At 57.2% G+C, this 17,793-nt stretch carries 4 protein-coding genes; 3 read left to right on the top strand and 1 reads right to left on the bottom strand.

The window, feature by feature from the left end; genetic code table 11:
* Positions 1–18: 18 nt before the first annotated feature.
* Positions 19–14,331, bottom strand: a complete 14,313-nt coding sequence (locus tag C8R21_RS11535; protein WP_107762836.1) for a non-ribosomal peptide synthetase — start codon at positions 14,329–14,331, stop codon at positions 19–21.
* 446 nt (positions 14,332–14,777) lie between these two features.
* Between C8R21_RS11535 and ubiA the strand changes: the two genes are divergently transcribed.
* The 3 genes from ubiA (at position 14,778) to C8R21_RS15665 (ending at position 17,733) form a co-directional block, all read left to right on the top strand.
* Positions 14,778–15,647 (top strand): 4-hydroxybenzoate octaprenyltransferase, encoded by an 870-nt coding sequence (gene ubiA / locus C8R21_RS11530; RefSeq protein ID WP_107762835.1) that lies wholly within the window; start codon positions 14,778–14,780, stop codon positions 15,645–15,647.
* 61 nt (positions 15,648–15,708) lie between these two features.
* A complete protein-coding gene (gene ubiD / locus C8R21_RS11525; protein WP_107762834.1) occupies positions 15,709–17,172 on the top strand; it encodes a 4-hydroxy-3-polyprenylbenzoate decarboxylase in 1,464 nt (487 codons plus the stop codon).
* A 96-nt stretch (positions 17,173–17,268) separates the two neighbouring features.
* Positions 17,269–17,733 (top strand): hypothetical protein, encoded by a 465-nt coding sequence (locus tag C8R21_RS15665; RefSeq protein WP_146162480.1) that lies wholly within the window; start codon positions 17,269–17,271, stop codon positions 17,731–17,733.
* Positions 17,734–17,793 lie beyond the last annotated feature (60 nt).

Here is a 17,793-nt window from a genome sequence, read left to right as displayed (position 1 = left end):
TTAGTTTCCTTAATCTCCTTAAAGTGCTGTTTGAACGGGACTGTCGGCAGAGACAAAACGGTCCAGCAGTGCTTTCAGGTCTGCCGAAAGCTCGACCTCTCCAAGTGCGGAAACGCTTGCGCGATGCCTCCATCGCGGTAATGGCCGGATCGCTGGCAATGGTACGCTCTCCGACTGTGCGCCAGTAACAACGAGCGCCAGATCCGCAATGACGGGCGTCTCAAAAATCTGCTGGAGCGGCAGTTCCACCCCGAATTCATCCCGCAGCCGAGAAATAACCTGGGTTGCAAGAAGCGAATGCCCGCCGATTGAAAAAAAGTTGTCCTGAACACCGATATTCTCGATGCCGAGTATTTGCCGCCAGATTTCCGCAATCTTTGCCTCCGCAGCGTTCTGCGGAGGAACAAAGCTGTCAGTCAGCGTTATCGGTGTGGGCAGCGCCTGGCGATCGAGCTTCCCGCTGGGGGTTGTGGGCAGTTCCTTCAGTATGACAAACGTTGACGGCACCAGGTAATCGGGCAGTTGCCTGGCAAGATGCCGCCGCAAATCACCTGGCGCCAGAGCGTGTCCGGGCTGTGCGGAGACATATCCGACAAGCCTTTCACCATTGCCATCGCATGATTCTTCCGCAATAACAGCTGCCTGGTTCACTCCAGGGCAGGCCAGAAGTTGATTTTCAATTTCTCCCGGTTCAATGCGATAACCACGCACCTTTACCTGAAAATCCCGTCTCCCGATGAATTCGATACTGCCATCCGGAAGCCGGCGGCCGAGATCGCCGGTCCGATAAAGAGGTCGTCCATTCGTACCCGCCGGAAACGGCGCGATACTGCCTTGTCGCCAGTAACCCAGGGCAATAGAGGGACCGCACAATACGATCTCTCCCGGACAATAAACCTCCGCCGCTTCCCCGGTTTCATCCAGCAGGAGAAGCTCGATGCCATCAACCGGATAGCCGACTGGAACGGAATCCCGCACCAATGGCGTTTTGTGGTCGATAAAATACTGTAGCGCCATGGTTGATTCAGTCAGACCATAACCATTGACGAGAAGGCAATCCGGGCTGAAGTGCACCCGAAACAGGTCGACATCGCGCCGATACATAACTTCCCCACCCAGTGCAATGAGGCGGAGTTTTTCGAGACGGGCATTTTCCGGTATGTCATTTACAAGGTGACGGAATACGGTGGGTGTCGAATGGAAAACTGTGATTTCATGTTCCACAAGGCAATTGACAAGCGCACCCACACCCTCCTCTCGCACCGAAACAGGATACAGTGTCGCGCCATTCAGCAGGGCGCCGAATACATCCTGAACGGCAGCATCCACGCCATATGAAGAGACAAATGTGAGGCGATCCTCTGCGCATATGTGCAGGTTATTGCTGTAGGCGCGCACCTGACTCAGGACGTTGCGATGAGTCTGTACTACGCCTTTCGGCGCTCCTGTAGAACCTGAAGTGTAGAGAATATAGGCCACTGCATCTGGAGAAACCGGAGGCGGCGGACTCACGTCGTAGCATTCAGTCTCGGCAAGCAGAATTGACCGGACATGCGCCGAAGAAAAGCCGGTCACGTCTGTCAGGACTGCGGCCGCGCTGGAACTGCCGATGAGTTGTTCAATCCGGACCTCTGGATGAGCAGGATCCAGGGGAATATACGCTTTCCCGGCTTTCAGTACACCGAGCATGGCGATGATCATGTGCGCACCGTCGCGGAAGAGCAGCGCAATTCCCTCTGGGCCTTCCCCTCGCATGGCAAGAACTGCATTGGCAACCCGGTTGGATAGTTCTTCCAGCTTTCTGTAAGTCCAACGATGATTACTTATCCAGATCGCAACGTGATCGGGATAATGCTCCGCCTGTTCCCGGAAGCGGCTTCCTATAGACTGCTCGATCGCTTGTTCCGGGAACGGATTAAAAGGAATTTGGGGTGCGACAGTGTTCCTTCCCAAAGCTATGTCACGGGTGAGCCGTAAACGGGAGAGCGGTGAATCGGGATGGGTAACGATGTTTTCCAGAAGCGTTGTAAAGTGGCCAAGAATTCGTTGCATGGTAGCGAGTTCGAAAAGATTCAGCGCATATACGGCCTCGAACCGGATGGTTCGATCGTATTCCATGGCATACAGAGTGAGGTCGAATTTTGCGGGCTCATCAAATTCGGCTGCCGAGGTGTCCAACTGGTCAGCGGGCAAGGGATCGGGTTCATCACTCCGGGGTTGGGAGGCAGTATCAGAGCGTCGTTCCCCGATATTCAGCAGATTGAACATTACCTGGAAGAGCGGGGTCTGGCTCAAGTGTCGTTTGGGAGCGAGTCTTGCGACCAGCATCTCGAAAGGCATGTCCTGATGGGTGTAAGCAGCGGTTGTCACGTTGCGCACGCGCTCGAGCAGAGTGGTAAACGAGGGATTGCCTGAGAGATCGAGGCGCAAGGCCAGCGTATTGACGAAAAACCCGATCAATCCTTCCAGTTCGCTGCGGGTGCGGTTGGCGATGGGAGTGCCGATCACCAGGTCGGATTGGCCGCTGTAGCGGGACAACAGCACGCCAAAGGCAGCCAGCAGTGTCATGAACAAGGTTGCCCCTTGCGATTGTCCCAGCGCGCGCAGCCGGGCTGTCAGTGTTGCATCGATCGATACGCCGCACCGTCCCCCGCGATAGCTGGATTGAACCGGGCGCGGCCGGTCCGCAGGCAGGGCGAGTTGTGCCGGAGCATCCTTCAGTTGCGCCTGCCAATAGGCAAACAGGGCATCCAGCCGCTCCCCTTGCAGAATGCGCCGCTGCCAGCAGGCAAAGTCTGCGTACTGGACAGGAAGTGCCGGCAATGCTGCCTGCTCATGTCGGCACCTGGCTTCATAGAGCGCGCGCAGATCGCGATGCAGCACTTCGAATGACCAGCCATCGGCAACGATATGATGGAGCACCAGCACCAGCCAGTGATAATCGTGCTCAAGCCGCACCAGAGTGGCGCGCAGCAGCGGACCGCGGACCAGATCGAAGGGCTCGGCCAGTGCAGTGCGGGCTGCTTCCCGGGCGCGTTCCAGACACCCGTCCGCTGGCTTGCTGACATCCACCAGGGGCATCTCAATGCGCAGATGCGGTGCAATGAGCTGTACCGGGGCTCCGTCCAGGGCAGTGAAGGTGGTGCGCAGCGCCTCGTGGCGGTCGAGCAGATCGCCCAGGCTCTCTTCCAGGGCCTTGCGATCCAGCAGGCCGTCGAACGGCAACACTGTGCTCAGGTGATAAACCGTGCTGCCAGGATACAGTTGCTCGAAAAACCACAGCCTTTGCTGGGCAAACGACAACGGACAGGGACCGATTCTCAATCCCGCAGGAATTCCCGGCTCTGCAGGATTTTTGCCTGACTGCTGACGGATTGCATGAGCAAAACCGGCAACAGTTGGAAACTCGAACAGCTGGCGTAACGGAACTTCCGTGCCAAAAACATCCCTGATTCTTGAAATCACCCGTGTCGCCAACAGGGAATGACCACCCAGTTCAAAAAAATTATCCTCCACACCGACAGTATTCAGGTTGAGAACCTCTGCCCAGATTCGCGCAATTCGCACTTCTTCCTCATTACGCGGCATTAGGGGCGCGCGCCCCAGATCAGGCCGCGACTGGTCAGGAACCGGCAGCGCGCGACGGTCTATTTTGCCGCTGGGGGTCGTTGGCAGGCTCTTCAGAAAAACGAATGCCGAAGGCACCAGATACTCGGGGAGTCGCTCGACTAAATACCGGCGAAGATCAGCGGCAGCAGGCAGTTCAATCCGGGGCACCACGTATGCGACCAGCCTGCGGTTGCCGGGATCGTCCTCGCGCACTGTCACGACGGCCTCGCGTACCGCAGGATGGTTAACAAGCACTCCCTCCACTTCCCCTGGCTCCACGCGAAAGCCGCGAAGCTTGACCTGATGGTCGAGACGGCCGAGAAACTCGATATCCCCACCAGGAAGATAGCGAGCCAGATCCCCTGTCCTATAGAGGCGGCGGTCCGGGTAGTCAGGGTCGGTTATAAATTTTTCCGCAGTCAGCTCGGGACGATTGAGGTATCCCCATGCAAGACAGTCTCCCCCGACATGAATCTCTCCTGGTACGCCGACGGGTACGAGACGTTTATCGGCGTCGAACAGGTGGATGCGCGTATTGGCGATCGGGCGGCCAATGGGAGGAAGAAGGGACCACCCGTCTGCCGCGCCAGCGAGCGTAAAAGTGGTAACCACATGTGTTTCCGAGGGACCATACTGGTTATGCAGCTTGCAGGCGGGAAGCCGCGAGAAAAGCTTGCGGATGGAAGGGGTGATCTGCAGCTGCTCCCCGGCTGTAATGATTTCACGCAGGTTCGCCGGAAGCGTTGCGAGCCGCGAGGCGGCCTCGGCCAGTTGCTGTAGCGCAACGAAAGGAAGATATAGCCTGTTGACGTTCTTTTCTTCTATCAACTGCCATAGCGCTTCCGGATCCTGGCGCATCGTTTCCTCAGCCAGGATCAAGGTCGCGCCAGTGCAAAGGGCAGAGAAAATCTCCTGGAACGCAACGTCAAAGCTCAGTGGTGCAAATTGCAGTGTAACTGCGGCAGGATCAGGTTTATCGCTTTGCCAGGCCGTCAGATTGACAAGCGTTCGATGCGGCACAGCTACTCCCTTTGGCTTGCCAGTGGAACCGGATGTATAGATGATATAGGCCAGATTCTCCGGTGCCAGATTCTCCGGTTTCGGCCGGACATGCGGTGTGGTCTCCGCTGTCGCAAGCGGTTCGTCCATGTAAAGCACGCAATGAGGAGGTAATCGATCAACCAGCGTACGCTGGGTAAGCAGTAAAGGCGCGCCACTGTCTTGCAGCATGAAGGCGAGCCGTTCACGGGGATATGCCGGATCGAGCGGCAGGCAGCCTCCCCCTGCAATAAGGATGGCGATTACACCGATCACCATCTCAGGCGAACGTTCGAGGCAGAGAGCCACGGGGATATCCGGGCCTACCCCGCGGCTGCGCAAATGGTTGGCAATGAGGTGGGCGCGATCACTGATTTCACGATAAGTGAGCCGGGAATCCCGGAAGACGACCGCGATCGCGTCAGGTGTACGCGCAGCCTGTTCCAGAAAAAGCTCGTGTATGCAGCAGGTGTGCGGATATTTGCGCTCGTTACGGTTCCAGTCCATGAACTGCCGCCGCTCGGCGTTCGAGAGCAACGATAGATCGGCCACAGAACCAGATGGGTTTGCCGTTAGGCCTTCCAGCAGCATGCGCCAGTGGTTGAGTATGCGCATGACTATGTCGTCGGTAAAACGTGCACGGTCATACAGGAGCTTGAGCAGGAGGGATTTACCGGGCGCCGCAACTGCCGTCAGTGGGTAGCTGGTACGTTCGACGGAGCGTGTTCTGCCGTCGGTTTCACTTCCCTTCGTGGGTCCGCGCAGCGGATAGTTCTGGAAGACCAGCAGGCTTTCGAAAAGCGGCATTCCCGCAGCGACCTCACTCAGGCGCTGCACCTCCGCAAGGGGGCTGTATTCGTATTCCCTGTCTTCGAGCTGGTGTTTTTGCAATTCCTGTAACCAGTTGAGGACGGTCATGGAACTGGAAACCGAAATGCGCGAGGGCAGCGCATTGATGAAAAGACCCACCATCGATTCGACACCAGGAATGGCTGCGGGCCTTCCTGCCACGATGACACCAAACACGATGTCGTTTTCCCCGCTGTATCGACTCAGCAGCAGCGCCCAGGCGGCCTGGACCAGTGTATTTAAAGTAAGCCGGTTTTCGCGCGCAAAAGTTTCCAGGCGGGAGGTTAAGGCTGTCGACAGACGAATATATTTTTCATCATATCCCTCAGTTGCCTTGGCTCCTGGGTGGACCCGGTCAACGGTCAAAGGTATCGCTGCGGAAAAACCTGCGAGCCTTCGCTTCCAGTAAGCGTGCGCAGCATTCCGGTCCTGGTCCCGCAGCCAGGCAATATAATCCCGGTAGGGGCGCGGCGGCGGAGGATCATGCTGAATTCCCCGTTCCATCGCGTCATAGAAATCTCCCAGTTCGGAGAAGAGAACAGGCACGCTCCACCCATCCAGGAGAACATGATGGTGGCTCCAGATGAACTCGAATTGATTTTCAGCGGTGCGTATCAGAACGATGCGCATCGGCGGCGCTTTGGAAAGATCGAAACCCCGCTTCCGGTCGTTTTGAAGGAACTCTTGGAGTTGTTCTCCTTTTCGTGGACTTTCACGCCAGTCAAGGCATTGGCAGTCCAGTTGCGCATCCCGGTGAACGATCTGCAAGGGCGTATTCAGGCCTTTCCAATGAAACGTCGTTCGTAGCACGGGATGCCGGGCCACCAGGCGCCGCCAGCTTTGCTCAAATGCTTCGACGTTGATACCGTTCTGGAAGCAATGATGGAGTTGTTCAACATAGATTCCCGAATCCGGATCGAGAAGGGTGTGAAAGAGCATTCCCTCCTGCATTGGCGAGAGAGGATAAATATCCTCGAGATCCGGGTTGTCGGCGAGGAGTCCCTTCAACTGAGAGTGGTCAAGATTTGAAAGTGGAAAATCCATTGGCGAAAGCGCGCTCTCCCCTTGGAACGGGCAGTAGTTGACCAATTCGCGCAGTTTTTCCATGAATACCGTGGCAAGCGCCTCGATGGTGTCGCGGTGATGTACCGCTTCGCTGTAAATCCAGGACAGGTGCAGCCGATCGGCGAAAATTCCGCCGTTGATATCGATAAGATAGCGGCGCCGACCACTTTCGCTGCAGGCCGGTCCGCGGAGATCATCCTCCCTGGCGCCCGGATCGGCAGCATGCTCGAACTGCCCCAGGTAGTTGAAGCTTATCTGTGCTTCCGGCAGTCTTTTCAGGTATTGTTCAGCCTCGCCTTCGCTCATGTATCGTAGCAGCCCGTAACCAATGCCCCGACGGGGAACCGCATGCAGGCGTTCCTTGATTTGCCGCAGTGCAGCGCCATGATCGGCGCAACTGCTGACATCAAGGGGCACCGGAAAGATCGTGGTAAACCAGCCGACTGTTCTGGACAGGTCGACCTCATCGAAGATGGCTTCCCGCCCGTGTCCTTCCAGATCGACAAGCGTGACGTCCGATTCTGTCCACCGGGAAAGAGTGAGGGCAAGAGCAGTAAGCAGTATTTCTTCCGCTGTGCTGTGATGAGCCTGGGCGGCCTCCCTCAGCAAGCGTTCCGTTTCCGTCGGTGCGAGAGTAACCACCACCATGCGGCTTGAGCCCGCTGTGTTGGCCTCAGGCGGGGCCGGCCGATCGGTGGGCAACTGGACGGCATGTGAAGGCAGCGTGGTTAGCCAGTATGCCGCTTCTTCCCGAAGCTCCGTTGACCCCGCGTATGCTGCAAGCTTGCGCGCCCAGAATGTGAAAGCGGTGGTTTTGGATGGCAGAAGCGGCGGATGATCAGCCACGGCGCTGACGGTTTCCAGGTCTTCGAGCAGGATGCGCCAGGAGATGCCATCAACGGCAAGATGATGGATTGCGATCAGCAACAGAGGTTTCTCGTCCACTCCAAAGTCGAATAGCTCAGCCCGCAGCAGGGGCCCGCGGGTAAGATCGAGGCTCGCCTGCACCTTCGCTGCGTGCGTCGCTATAGCTGCGGCCCGGTGCGGTGGAGTAATTTCCGACAGGTCGGTGCGGCGATAAGGAATCTCGGCAGGTGGATCCGCAAGTGTCTGAATCCATTCTTCCCCGGTATGAAAGAAACGCAGCCGCAAGGCGTCGTGATGCGTCAGAAGCTGAGCGAAAGTGTATACCCATCGAGCATCATCGATATCGGGAGAGACTTGCAGTAGTGCCGCCTGGTTATAGTGCTGTGGGTTGGCCAGTTTTTGCTCGAAAAACCAGTGCTGGATAGGCGTAAGCGGGGCAGTTCCCGGAACTGTTTCCTTTCCTGCCGGAATGGGGGCGGTATTCACGACGGTCAGCAATCCGGCAATCGTTGGCTGCTCGAATATCTGGCGGGGCGTGAAATGCAGTCCTGTGCATCGGGCTCTGGCGACAATCTGAATCGCCAGAATCGAGTCTCCCCCCAATTCGAAGAAATTATCGTGAATGCCGACCTTTGGGATTCGCAACAGCTCGGCGAATATATCCGCCAGGCGCTGCTCGTCCTGTGTTCGCGGCGCAACGACTTCGGTTTCCCTCACGATCGAAGGTGCTGGCAGTGCTGCACGGTCGAGCTTGCCATTCGGGGTGAGCGGCAAGGCGGGGATGGCCACGAATGCCGAAGGCACCATGTAGCCGGGCAGCCGTTCCTGCAAGAAGCGCCGCCACTCGCTCGCAGAAGGCGGTTCGTCCGCATCCGCTACCACATAGGCGATCAAACGCTTGTCGCCGGGCGCATCTTCGCGCATTGTCGCCACTGCCTCGCGCACGCCGGGATACGCATGCAAGGCTGCCTCCACCTCGCCCAGTTCGACGCGGAATCCCCGCACTTTGACTTGCTGATCGCGGCGGCCGATGAATTCGAGATTTCCATCGGGAAGGTAGCGCACCCAATCCCCGGTCCGGTATACGCGGCCTTCGGGACGGAAGGGATGGGCAATGAAGCGCTCGGCGGTGAGTTCCGGACGGTTGAGGTAGCCGCGTGCCAGTCCTTCGCCCCCGATATAGAGTTCTCCGGCCACACCGATGGGCACCGGCTGGAGCCTGTCGTCAAGCACATACACTTCAGTATTGGCAATCGGCCGCCCTATGGGGACAGAGGGAACAGAGCGGACAGAGGGATCGGGAGAGACCGCAACGCTTGAAGACCCGGTTCCGGTATGGTTGCGGAAATCACCGCCTGCCGGAACTTTGTAGATTATCGCTGTGATTGTGGTTTCGCTGGGACCATAGGCATTGATCAGATTGATGTCTCCGTGCGTATGGCGGAGCCAGTCCACCAGCCGTGCCGCAATCACCGGTTCGCTGCCGACCACAACCAGTCGAAGGCTTTCGGGCAAGCGCAGGGAGGAAAGTTCGGCGACCCATCCGTGCCAGTAGGAAGCCGGGAGATTCAGGACGCTGAGGTGACGGTTATCCACCAGATCGATCAGATCCGAAAAGGCCGGAGGACCTGTATCTGTCCATGCGACGACAGTTGCTCCACTCAGCCATGAAGGAAAAATTTCCTCGGCAGCCACGTCGAATGCGGGGGGTGCGATTTGCAATACCCGATCCGAGGAACAAAGCTCATAAGAACGGGAGATAGCAATGGCATGATTGACCAGCGACCGATGGGAAATCATGACGCCTTTTGGGGTTCCGGTAGAACCCGATGTGTAAATGATGTATGCAAGATTCTCCGGTCCGGCATTTCCCGTGGCGTCCGCCTCTTCGACGCTCGTTGTTTCTGCTTCGTCGGGCTTGGCGTCCTCCGGGCAGATAACCCTCCCGCTATAACCTGCGAGCCGATGCCTGAACTCAGTCCGGGTTACAACGGCGGGTGCAGCAGTATCGGAAAGAATGAACGCGATGCGTTCCGCTGGAAGCCTGGAATCAAGGGGAATATATGCTGCGCCCGCCTTCAGGATACCGAGAATGCCGACAGCCATTTCCATGCCGCGATCGATCAGTAGCCCGACCGGAGTACCAGGCTTAATCTCTCTCAGGCATCGGGCCAGTTGATCGGCGCGATGATTCAGTTGCTCGTAGGTCAGGCGTTCATGATCCGCTTCGAGGGCTATGGCATCCGGGCTTCGCATTGCCTGGAGTTCGAATAATGTATGGATGCAGCAATCGCGCGGAAACAGGGTTGCGGTAGCGTTCCAGTCCACGAGCAGTTGCTGTTGCTCCATCGCGGAAAGCAGAGGCAGCCCGGATAGACGCTGCTCCACGTTATTGATAATTCCGTCTACCAGTACCAGAAAATGGTCGAGCATTCGCCTTATGGTGGCTGGTTCAAAGAGATCCGTGGCATATTCGAAGGAAGCGGTGATGCCATCATTGAACTCAGTCATTGCGAGGGTGAGATCGAACTTCGCAGCGCCCCGGGCTTCCACGAAATCGCTTGTGGCGCTGCTGATGGGCATGATGGGTAATAGCGTTTCGCTGCCGGAATTCTCCTTATCCAATGAGAACATGACCTGAAAGAGCGGAGAATGGTCCAGATGGCGTGCCGGGGCGAGCCTGGCGACCAGCATCTCGAAAGGCATGTCCTGATGGGTGTAAGCACCGGTTGTCACGTTGCGCACGCGCTCAAGGAGCACGGCAAATGACGGATCCCCGGAAAGATCGAGGCGTAAGGCAAGCGTGTTGACGAAAAATCCGATCAACCCTTCCAGTTCGCTGCGGGTGCGGTTTGCGATGGGAGTGCCGACCACTATGTCGGACTGTCCGCTGTAGCGCGACAACAGCACGCCAAAAGCTGTCAACAGGGTCATGAACAGAGTGACGCCTTTCCGCTGCGAAAGGTCCTGCAGACCTCTCGCCAATCTGGGTGGCAGTGTCACCGACAAGGAAGCACCGCGGAAACTCTGTACCGCGGGGCGCGGGTAGTCTGTTGGTAGACAAAGTTGCTCCGGCGCGTCCTCCAGCTGTTTTTTCCAATACCCAAACAAACCGTTGAGCTGCTCTCCCTGGAGTGTCCGCCTCTGCCAGCAGGCGAAATCTCCATACTGGATCGGAATCTCCGGCAGCGGTGATGCTTCATGACTGGAATAAGATTCAACAAGAACGGCCAGTTCCTGTTTAATAATGCCGAGGGACCAGCCATCGGCAATGATATGGTGCATTGCCAGCACGAGCAGGTGATCCAGCTCTCCGATGCGCAACAGCGTCGTGCGAAAAAGCGGTCCTGTTACGAGATCGAACGGTATTTCGGCTTCCGTGTTGATTATCCTGCGCGCCTCGGCCGCTGACGCTTCGCGAAGATCGATGACGGTAAGCTGGGGCGGTGAAGGCGGCATGACCACCTGGATGCCCTGCCCATCAATGGCAGTGAAGGTGGTACGCATGATTTCGTGACGCCGCACGATCTCGCCCAGGCTCTGCCTGAGTACTGTCGCATCCAGCAATCCCTTAAAGGCAAACGTAGTGCAAATGTTATAGGCAGCACTGTTCGGTGAAAGCTGATCGAGGAACCACAGACGCTGCTGGGAGAAAGAAAGTGGGCACGGTCCTTCCGGACGGCGCTGAATTGGCTGTGACGCTGTGCGGGGTCCCAGCCGTAGCGCCAGTTCTCCAACCGTGGGGGCGTCAAAGAGGACATGAAGTGGGACCGTGGCGTGCAGAACGTCGCGGATTCGCGAAACTGCACGCGTTGCCAGCAGGGAATGACCCCCCAGTTCAAAGAAATTATCGTGAATGCCGACCTTTGGGATTCGCAACAGCTCGGCGAATATATCCGCCAGGCGCTGCTCGTCCTGTGTTCGCGGCGCAACGGCTTCGGTTTCCCTCACGATCGAAGGTGCTGGCAGTGCTGCACGGTCGAGCTTGCCATTCGGGGTGAGCGGCAAGGCAGGGATGGCTACGAATGCCGAAGGCACCATGTAGCCGGGCAGCCGTTCCTGCAAGAAACGCCGCCACTCACTCGCAGAAGGCGGTTCTTCCGCATCCGCTACCACATAGGCGATCAAACGCTTGTCGCCGGGCGCATCTTCGCGCATTGTCGCCACTGCCTCGCGCACGCCGGGATATGCGTGCAGAGCTGCCTCCACCTCGCCCAGTTCGACGCGGAATCCCCGCACTTTGACTTGCTGGTCGCGGCGGCCGATGAATTCGAGATTTCCATCGGGAAGGTAGCGCACCCAATCCCCGGTCCGGTATACGCGGCCTTGGGGACGGAAGGGATGGGCAATGAAGCGCTCGGCGGTGAGTTCCGGACGGTTGAGGTAGCCGCGTGCCAGTCCTTCGCCTCCGATATAGAGTTCCCCGGTCACACCGATGGGCACCGGCTGGAGCCTGTCGTCAAGCACATACACTTCAGTATTGGCAATCGGCCGACCTATGGGAATGGGGCAGTGAATCCGTTCTGGCGCGGGCACCCGGTAGCAGGACGTGAAAGTGGTATTCTCCGTGGGCCCGTAAGCGGCGATCAGAATGCACTGGGGATTTTGCTGGCCCATCCTGCGAATGTGATCGGGCGACAATACATCACCTCCCGCGAGAAGCTGTCGCACTGCATTCAGCTCTTCGCAATGATTATCGACCATCTGGTGAAAAAGCCCGGATGTCAGCCACAGAGTGCTGATCCGCTGGTGCGCGATGACACTCGAGAGTTTTTCGAGAGATGGCGCCTCCGGTGGCATGATCACAAGTTTTCCACCATTGAGCAGACATGCCCAGATCTCGAACGTAGACGCATCGAAGGCAATCGGCGCGAACTGAAGAAACACGTCATCAGGAGTGAACGTGGCATAGTCCGTGCCTTTTACCAGTCGTACCACGGCGCGCTGTTCGACGGCTACGCCCTTGGGAACGCCGGTGGAGCCAGAGGTGTAACATACGTAGGCGAGATTGTCCGGGCGGGTGCCGCTTGCGGGATCACTCGCGGATTCCAACTCCGTTTCTTCGCACTCATCATCAAGGCAAATCAGTTGATTGGTTTCCCCCTGCAATACCCCCCGCAATACGTCCGCAAACTTTCGCTGAGTCAACAAAACTTTCGCTCCTGCATCGTGCAACATTGCCGATAGCCGAGCCTGGGGGGTGCCGGGCTCCAGTGGGAGATATGCGCCCCCGGCTTTAAGAACTCCGAGCAGCGCGATGATCAATTCAAAGGATCGTTCAAGGCAGACCCCAACCAGGGTCTCAGGGCCGACGCCGAACCGGCGCAGGCGATGTGCCAGTCGATTGGCACGGAGATTGAGTTCGCCGTACGTGAGCCAATCCTTTTCAAGGACAATGGCAACGGCGTCCGGACGGCGAGCGGCCTGCTCTTCGAATAACCCTTGAATGCATGCGTTGCGGGGATATTCCGTATGCGTGGCGTTCCATTCGACCAGAAGCTGGGCCCGTTCAGCCTGCGTAACAATAGGCAGGCTCGAGATGCCACAAGCCGAACCGGCCGATCCAGCCGGATCAGCGGCGACGGCAATCAACAGGGTTTCGAGATGAACCGCCATCCGGTGGATGGCCTCGATGTCGAAAAGGTCTGCAGCGTATTCAAAGTACCCTGTCACCCGGTGTCCATCGTCTACCAGTGAAAGCAGAAGATCGAACTTGGCTGTGACGAACTCATCACGGTAGCGGGTTCCCGGCTTGTCTGCCACCTCTTCCTCCTGCTCCGGAGCAGGAACATTTTGCAGATTGAACATTACCTGGAAGAGCGGGGTCTGGCTCAAGTGTCGTTTGGGAGCGAGTCTTGCGACCAGCATCTCGAAAGGCATGTCCTGATGGGTGTAAGCAGCGGTTGTCACGTTGCGCACGCGCTCGAGCAGAGTGGTAAACGAGGGATTGCCTGAGAGATCGAGGCGCAAGGCCAGCGTATTGACGAAAAACCCGATCAATCCTTCCAGTTCGCTGCGGGTGCGGTTGGCGATGGGAGTGCCGATCACCAGGTCGGATTGGCCGCTGTAGCGGGACAACAGCACGCCAAAGGCAGCCAGCAGTGTCATGAACAAGGTTGCCCCTTGCGATTGTCCCAGCGCGCGCAGCCGGGCTGTCAGTGTTGCATCGATCGATACGCCGCACCGTCCCCCGCGATAGCTGGATTGAACCGGGCGCGGCCGGTCCGCAGGCAGGGCGAGTTGTGCCGGAGCATCCTTCAGTTGCGCCTGCCAATAGGCAAACAGGGCATCCAGCCGCTCCCCTTGCAGAATGCGCCGCTGCCAGCAGGCAAAGTCTGCGTACTGGACAGGAAGTGCCGGCAATGCTGCCTGCTCATGTCGGCACCTGGCTTCATAGAGCGCGCGCAGATCGCGATGCAGCACTTCGAATGACCAGCCATCGGCAACGATATGATGGAGCACCAGCACCAGCCAGTGATAATCGTGCTCAAGCCGCACCAGAGTGGCGCGCAGCAGCGGACCGCGGACCAGATCGAAGGGCTCGGCCAGTGCAGTGCGGGCTGCTTCCCGGGCGCGTTCCAGACACCCGTCCGCTGGCTTGCTGACATCCACCAGGGGCATCTCAATGCGCAGATGCGGTGCAATGAGCTGTACCGGGGCTCCGTCCAGGGCAGTGAAGGTGGTGCGCAGCGCCTCGTGGCGGTCGAGCAGATCGCCCAGGCTCTCTTCCAGGGCCTTGCGATCCAGCAGGCCGTCGAACGGCAACACTGTGCTCAGGTGATAAACCGTACTGCCAGGATACAGTTGCTCGAAAAACCATAGCCTTTGCTGGGCAAACGAGGTGGGAAAAAGGAAAGTTTCGCTATTCGTGGTTGGCATCGATCTTGCGGCTTTTTCCATCATCCAACGCTCTTCCTTTGGGACACGTCCCGCTCGTCTATCTGGTGCTCTGCATTTTGAATTTAGTCAATCCTGCGGGAATTTCAATGTAATGAATCCGAAAAGGCCGTTTATTTGAAAGAGAGATCACTTTTCCTCGGCTCCAAGGGGCTGGAGATTCAGCTGCAGGGGATAATGCGGCATAATTCACCCTTTTCTTTCCGCACGCGCTGGCTGCAGAATCGCGCCTTGCTTACCCAGCATTATTCAATGCCGCTGCTATGGGGGAACTCAGTGTCAAGGCTGTGTTCCAGTCGCTGGACGTGACGTGCGGCGATGAGTTGGCCAATGAGATAGCCAATGAGATGCCATGGCGAATCTATGGCAGCGCTAACTGAACCGGCATTGGTGCGGGAAGTGAATTTTATATCGGTTATTGAAGTGCTTCTTCCTTCCATCCTGGAGTTCGCGTGACACTCACTCAACGTTTCGTGCATTACGAAAAGCTGATGCGGCTGGACAAGCCTATCGGCATTCTGCTGCTGCTGTGGCCCACGCTGTGGGGCTTGTGGCTGGCGGCGGAAGGCGTGCCACGGCTGGATATCCTGTTGATATTCGTGCTGGGCACGGTGCTGATGCGTTCCGCCGGTTGTGTCGTCAACGACTATGCTGATCGCAATTTCGATGGGCATGTCGAGCGCACCCGGAGCCGGCCCCTCGCAGTTGGAGTGGTGAGCACCAGGGAAGCGTTGCTGCTGGCCGCAGGTTTGAGCCTCGTGGCATTCCTGCTGATCCAGCCGCTGAACCGGCTTACCATCGAGCTTTCGTTCGTTGCCCTGTTCCTCGCTGCCAGCTATCCTTTCACCAAGCGGTTTTTCGCCATGCCGCAGGCTTACCTCGGCATTGCCTTCAGCTTCGGCATCCCGATGGCATTTGCGGCCCAGACCGGGGAAGTGCCGTTCCTTGCCTGGTTCCTGATGGGTGCAAACCTCTTGTGGGTGATCGCCTACGATACCGAATATGCCATGGTGGACAAGGTGGACGATCTCAAGATCGGCATCAAGACTTCCGCCATCACGTTCGGACGTTTCGACGTGGCCGGTGTGATGCTGTGCCACGCGGTTTTCCTCGGGAGCATGGTTGCCATCGGCCTGATCCACAATCTCGGCACCGTTTATTACATCGGTCTTGTGACAGCGCTGGGGCTGATCCTGTATCAATACGGCCTGATCCACGACCGCGACCGTGCGCGCTGTTTCAAGGCTTTTCTTCACAACAACTGGGTAGGCGCGACGATATTTGCCGGTATCGCGCTGGATTATCTGGCGATTACCTGGTAAGAGCGACTTATTGAGGCACCGGAACCCGGGACCCAAAACGTAAAGGACGTAAAGGGCGTAAATGAAGTACAAGGACCTGCGCGATTTTCTGGCGCAACTCGAAAGACAGGGCGAGCTGAAACGTGTAGCAGTCGAGGTCGATCCTCATCTGGAAATGACGGAAATCTGCGATCGCCTGCTGAAAGCGGGTGGTCCCGCAGTGCTGTTCGAAAAACCCAAGGGGCACGCCATTCCGGTGCTCGCAAACCTGTTCGGCACGCCAAAGCGCGTCGCGATGGGCATGGGGCAGGATTCGGTCGAGGCGCTGCGTGAGGTGGGCAAGCTCCTCGCTTATCTGAAAGAACCCGATCCCCCCAAAGGCCTGAAAGACGCATGGGAGAAATTGCCCGTACTGAAACAGGTGCTCAATATGGCGCCGAAGGAGCTCTCAAAGGCGCCCTGCCAGGAAATCGTCTGGGAAGGCAAAGACGTAGACCTCGGCAAGCTGCCGATCCAGACCTGCTGGCCGGGCGACGCGGCCCCGTTGATCACCTGGGGGTTGACCGTTACCAAAGGGCCGCACAAGACCCGCCAGAATCTCGGCATTTACCGCCAGCAGGTGATCGCGCCCAACAAAGTCATCATGCGCTGGCTCGCGCATCGCGGCGGCGCGCTGGATTTCCGCGACTTCACTCTCGCCAATCCGGGACAACCCTATCCAATTGCAGTAGCCCTGGGAGCGGACCCGGCGACCATACTCGGCGCCGTCACACCCGTGCCGGATAGTTTAAGCGAATATCAGTTTGCCGGACTGCTGCGCGGGGCCAAAACCGAAATCGTCAAATGCCTGACGCACGATTTGCAGGTTCCCGCGAGTGCCGAAATCGTGCTGGAGGGATACATCTATCCCGATGAGACAGCGGTGGAAGGCCCGTTCGGCGACCACACCGGCTACTACAACGAGCAGGAAACCTTCCCGGTATTCACTATCGAGCGCATCACCATGCGCCGCGATCCGATCTACCACTCCACCTACACCGGTAAACCGCCGGATGAGCCTGCCATACTCGGCGTGGCGCTCAATGAAGTGTTCGTTCCCCTGCTGCAGAAGCAGTTCACCGAGATCGTCGATTTCTACCTGCCGCCGGAAGGCTGCTCCTACCGCATGGCGGTGGTGAGCATGAAAAAGCAATATGCTGGCCACGCCAAGCGCGTCATGTTCGGCGTATGGAGCTTTTTACGGCAATTCATGTACACCAAATTCATTATCGTCACGGATGATGACGTCAATATCCGTGACTGGAAGGAAGTCATCTGGGCCATCACCACGCGAGTCGATCCCGCGCGGGACACGCTCATCGTCGAAAACACGCCCATCGACTATCTCGATTTCGCCAGCCCTGTATCCGGCCTAGGCGGAAAAATGGGACTGGATGCCACCAATAAATGGCCGGGCGAAACCAGCCGCGAATGGGGCAAGCCGATTGCGATGGATGAGGGAGTGAAGGCGAGGGTGGACGGGATTTGGAGCGAGTTGGGGTTGTGATTGTGATCCCATTTATTGTTTTCTTTATCCAAGATTCTTTGAGGCTATTCCACCTTGCGTCCTTACGGACCAAACTAATGTTCTTAAGGAAGCGATATGTCAGATGTTCATGTTAGGCAGTTAGAGCAGTACTTTCTGAATTCAATAATACCTTCAATAGATGTTACTGATCTCAGTGGGAAACCAGCGAATGAAATCCGACAGGCCGCACTAAGCCGAGCACTTACTGCGTTCGCAATTAGTGGATTGACCGGAATTCCAATCAATAAAGCGGCGTTAGCAGTCTTAGATGGCGAGCGCGACCAAGGTATAGACGGATGTTTTTATGATGAAAGTAAAAATACACTAGTTTTTGTCCAATCTAAGTGGCACGGAAATGGAACAAAGACCATTGGTAAAGGAGATCTTCTTAAATTCCTTCATGGCGTTAAGTTGGTGCTTTCAGCTAACTGGGATACGTTCTCGGCTAAGTTTAAGACAAACAAGGGACTTATAGATCAAGTGCTTTTAAAGCCAGATGTATCTGGGGTTTTACCCCATTTCTCCGGACGGTTTGGTTAAGCCTAAATCCTGCTTCTGATGCATTTCCAGCTGTCGCCGTTTTCGCGGGTTATGGAATCG

The organism is Nitrosospira multiformis (assembly GCF_003050865.1).
GTDB classification, from domain to species: Bacteria; Pseudomonadota; Gammaproteobacteria; order Burkholderiales; family Nitrosomonadaceae; genus Nitrosospira; species Nitrosospira multiformis_E.
This window is presented reverse-complemented; position numbering and strand designations above follow the sequence as displayed.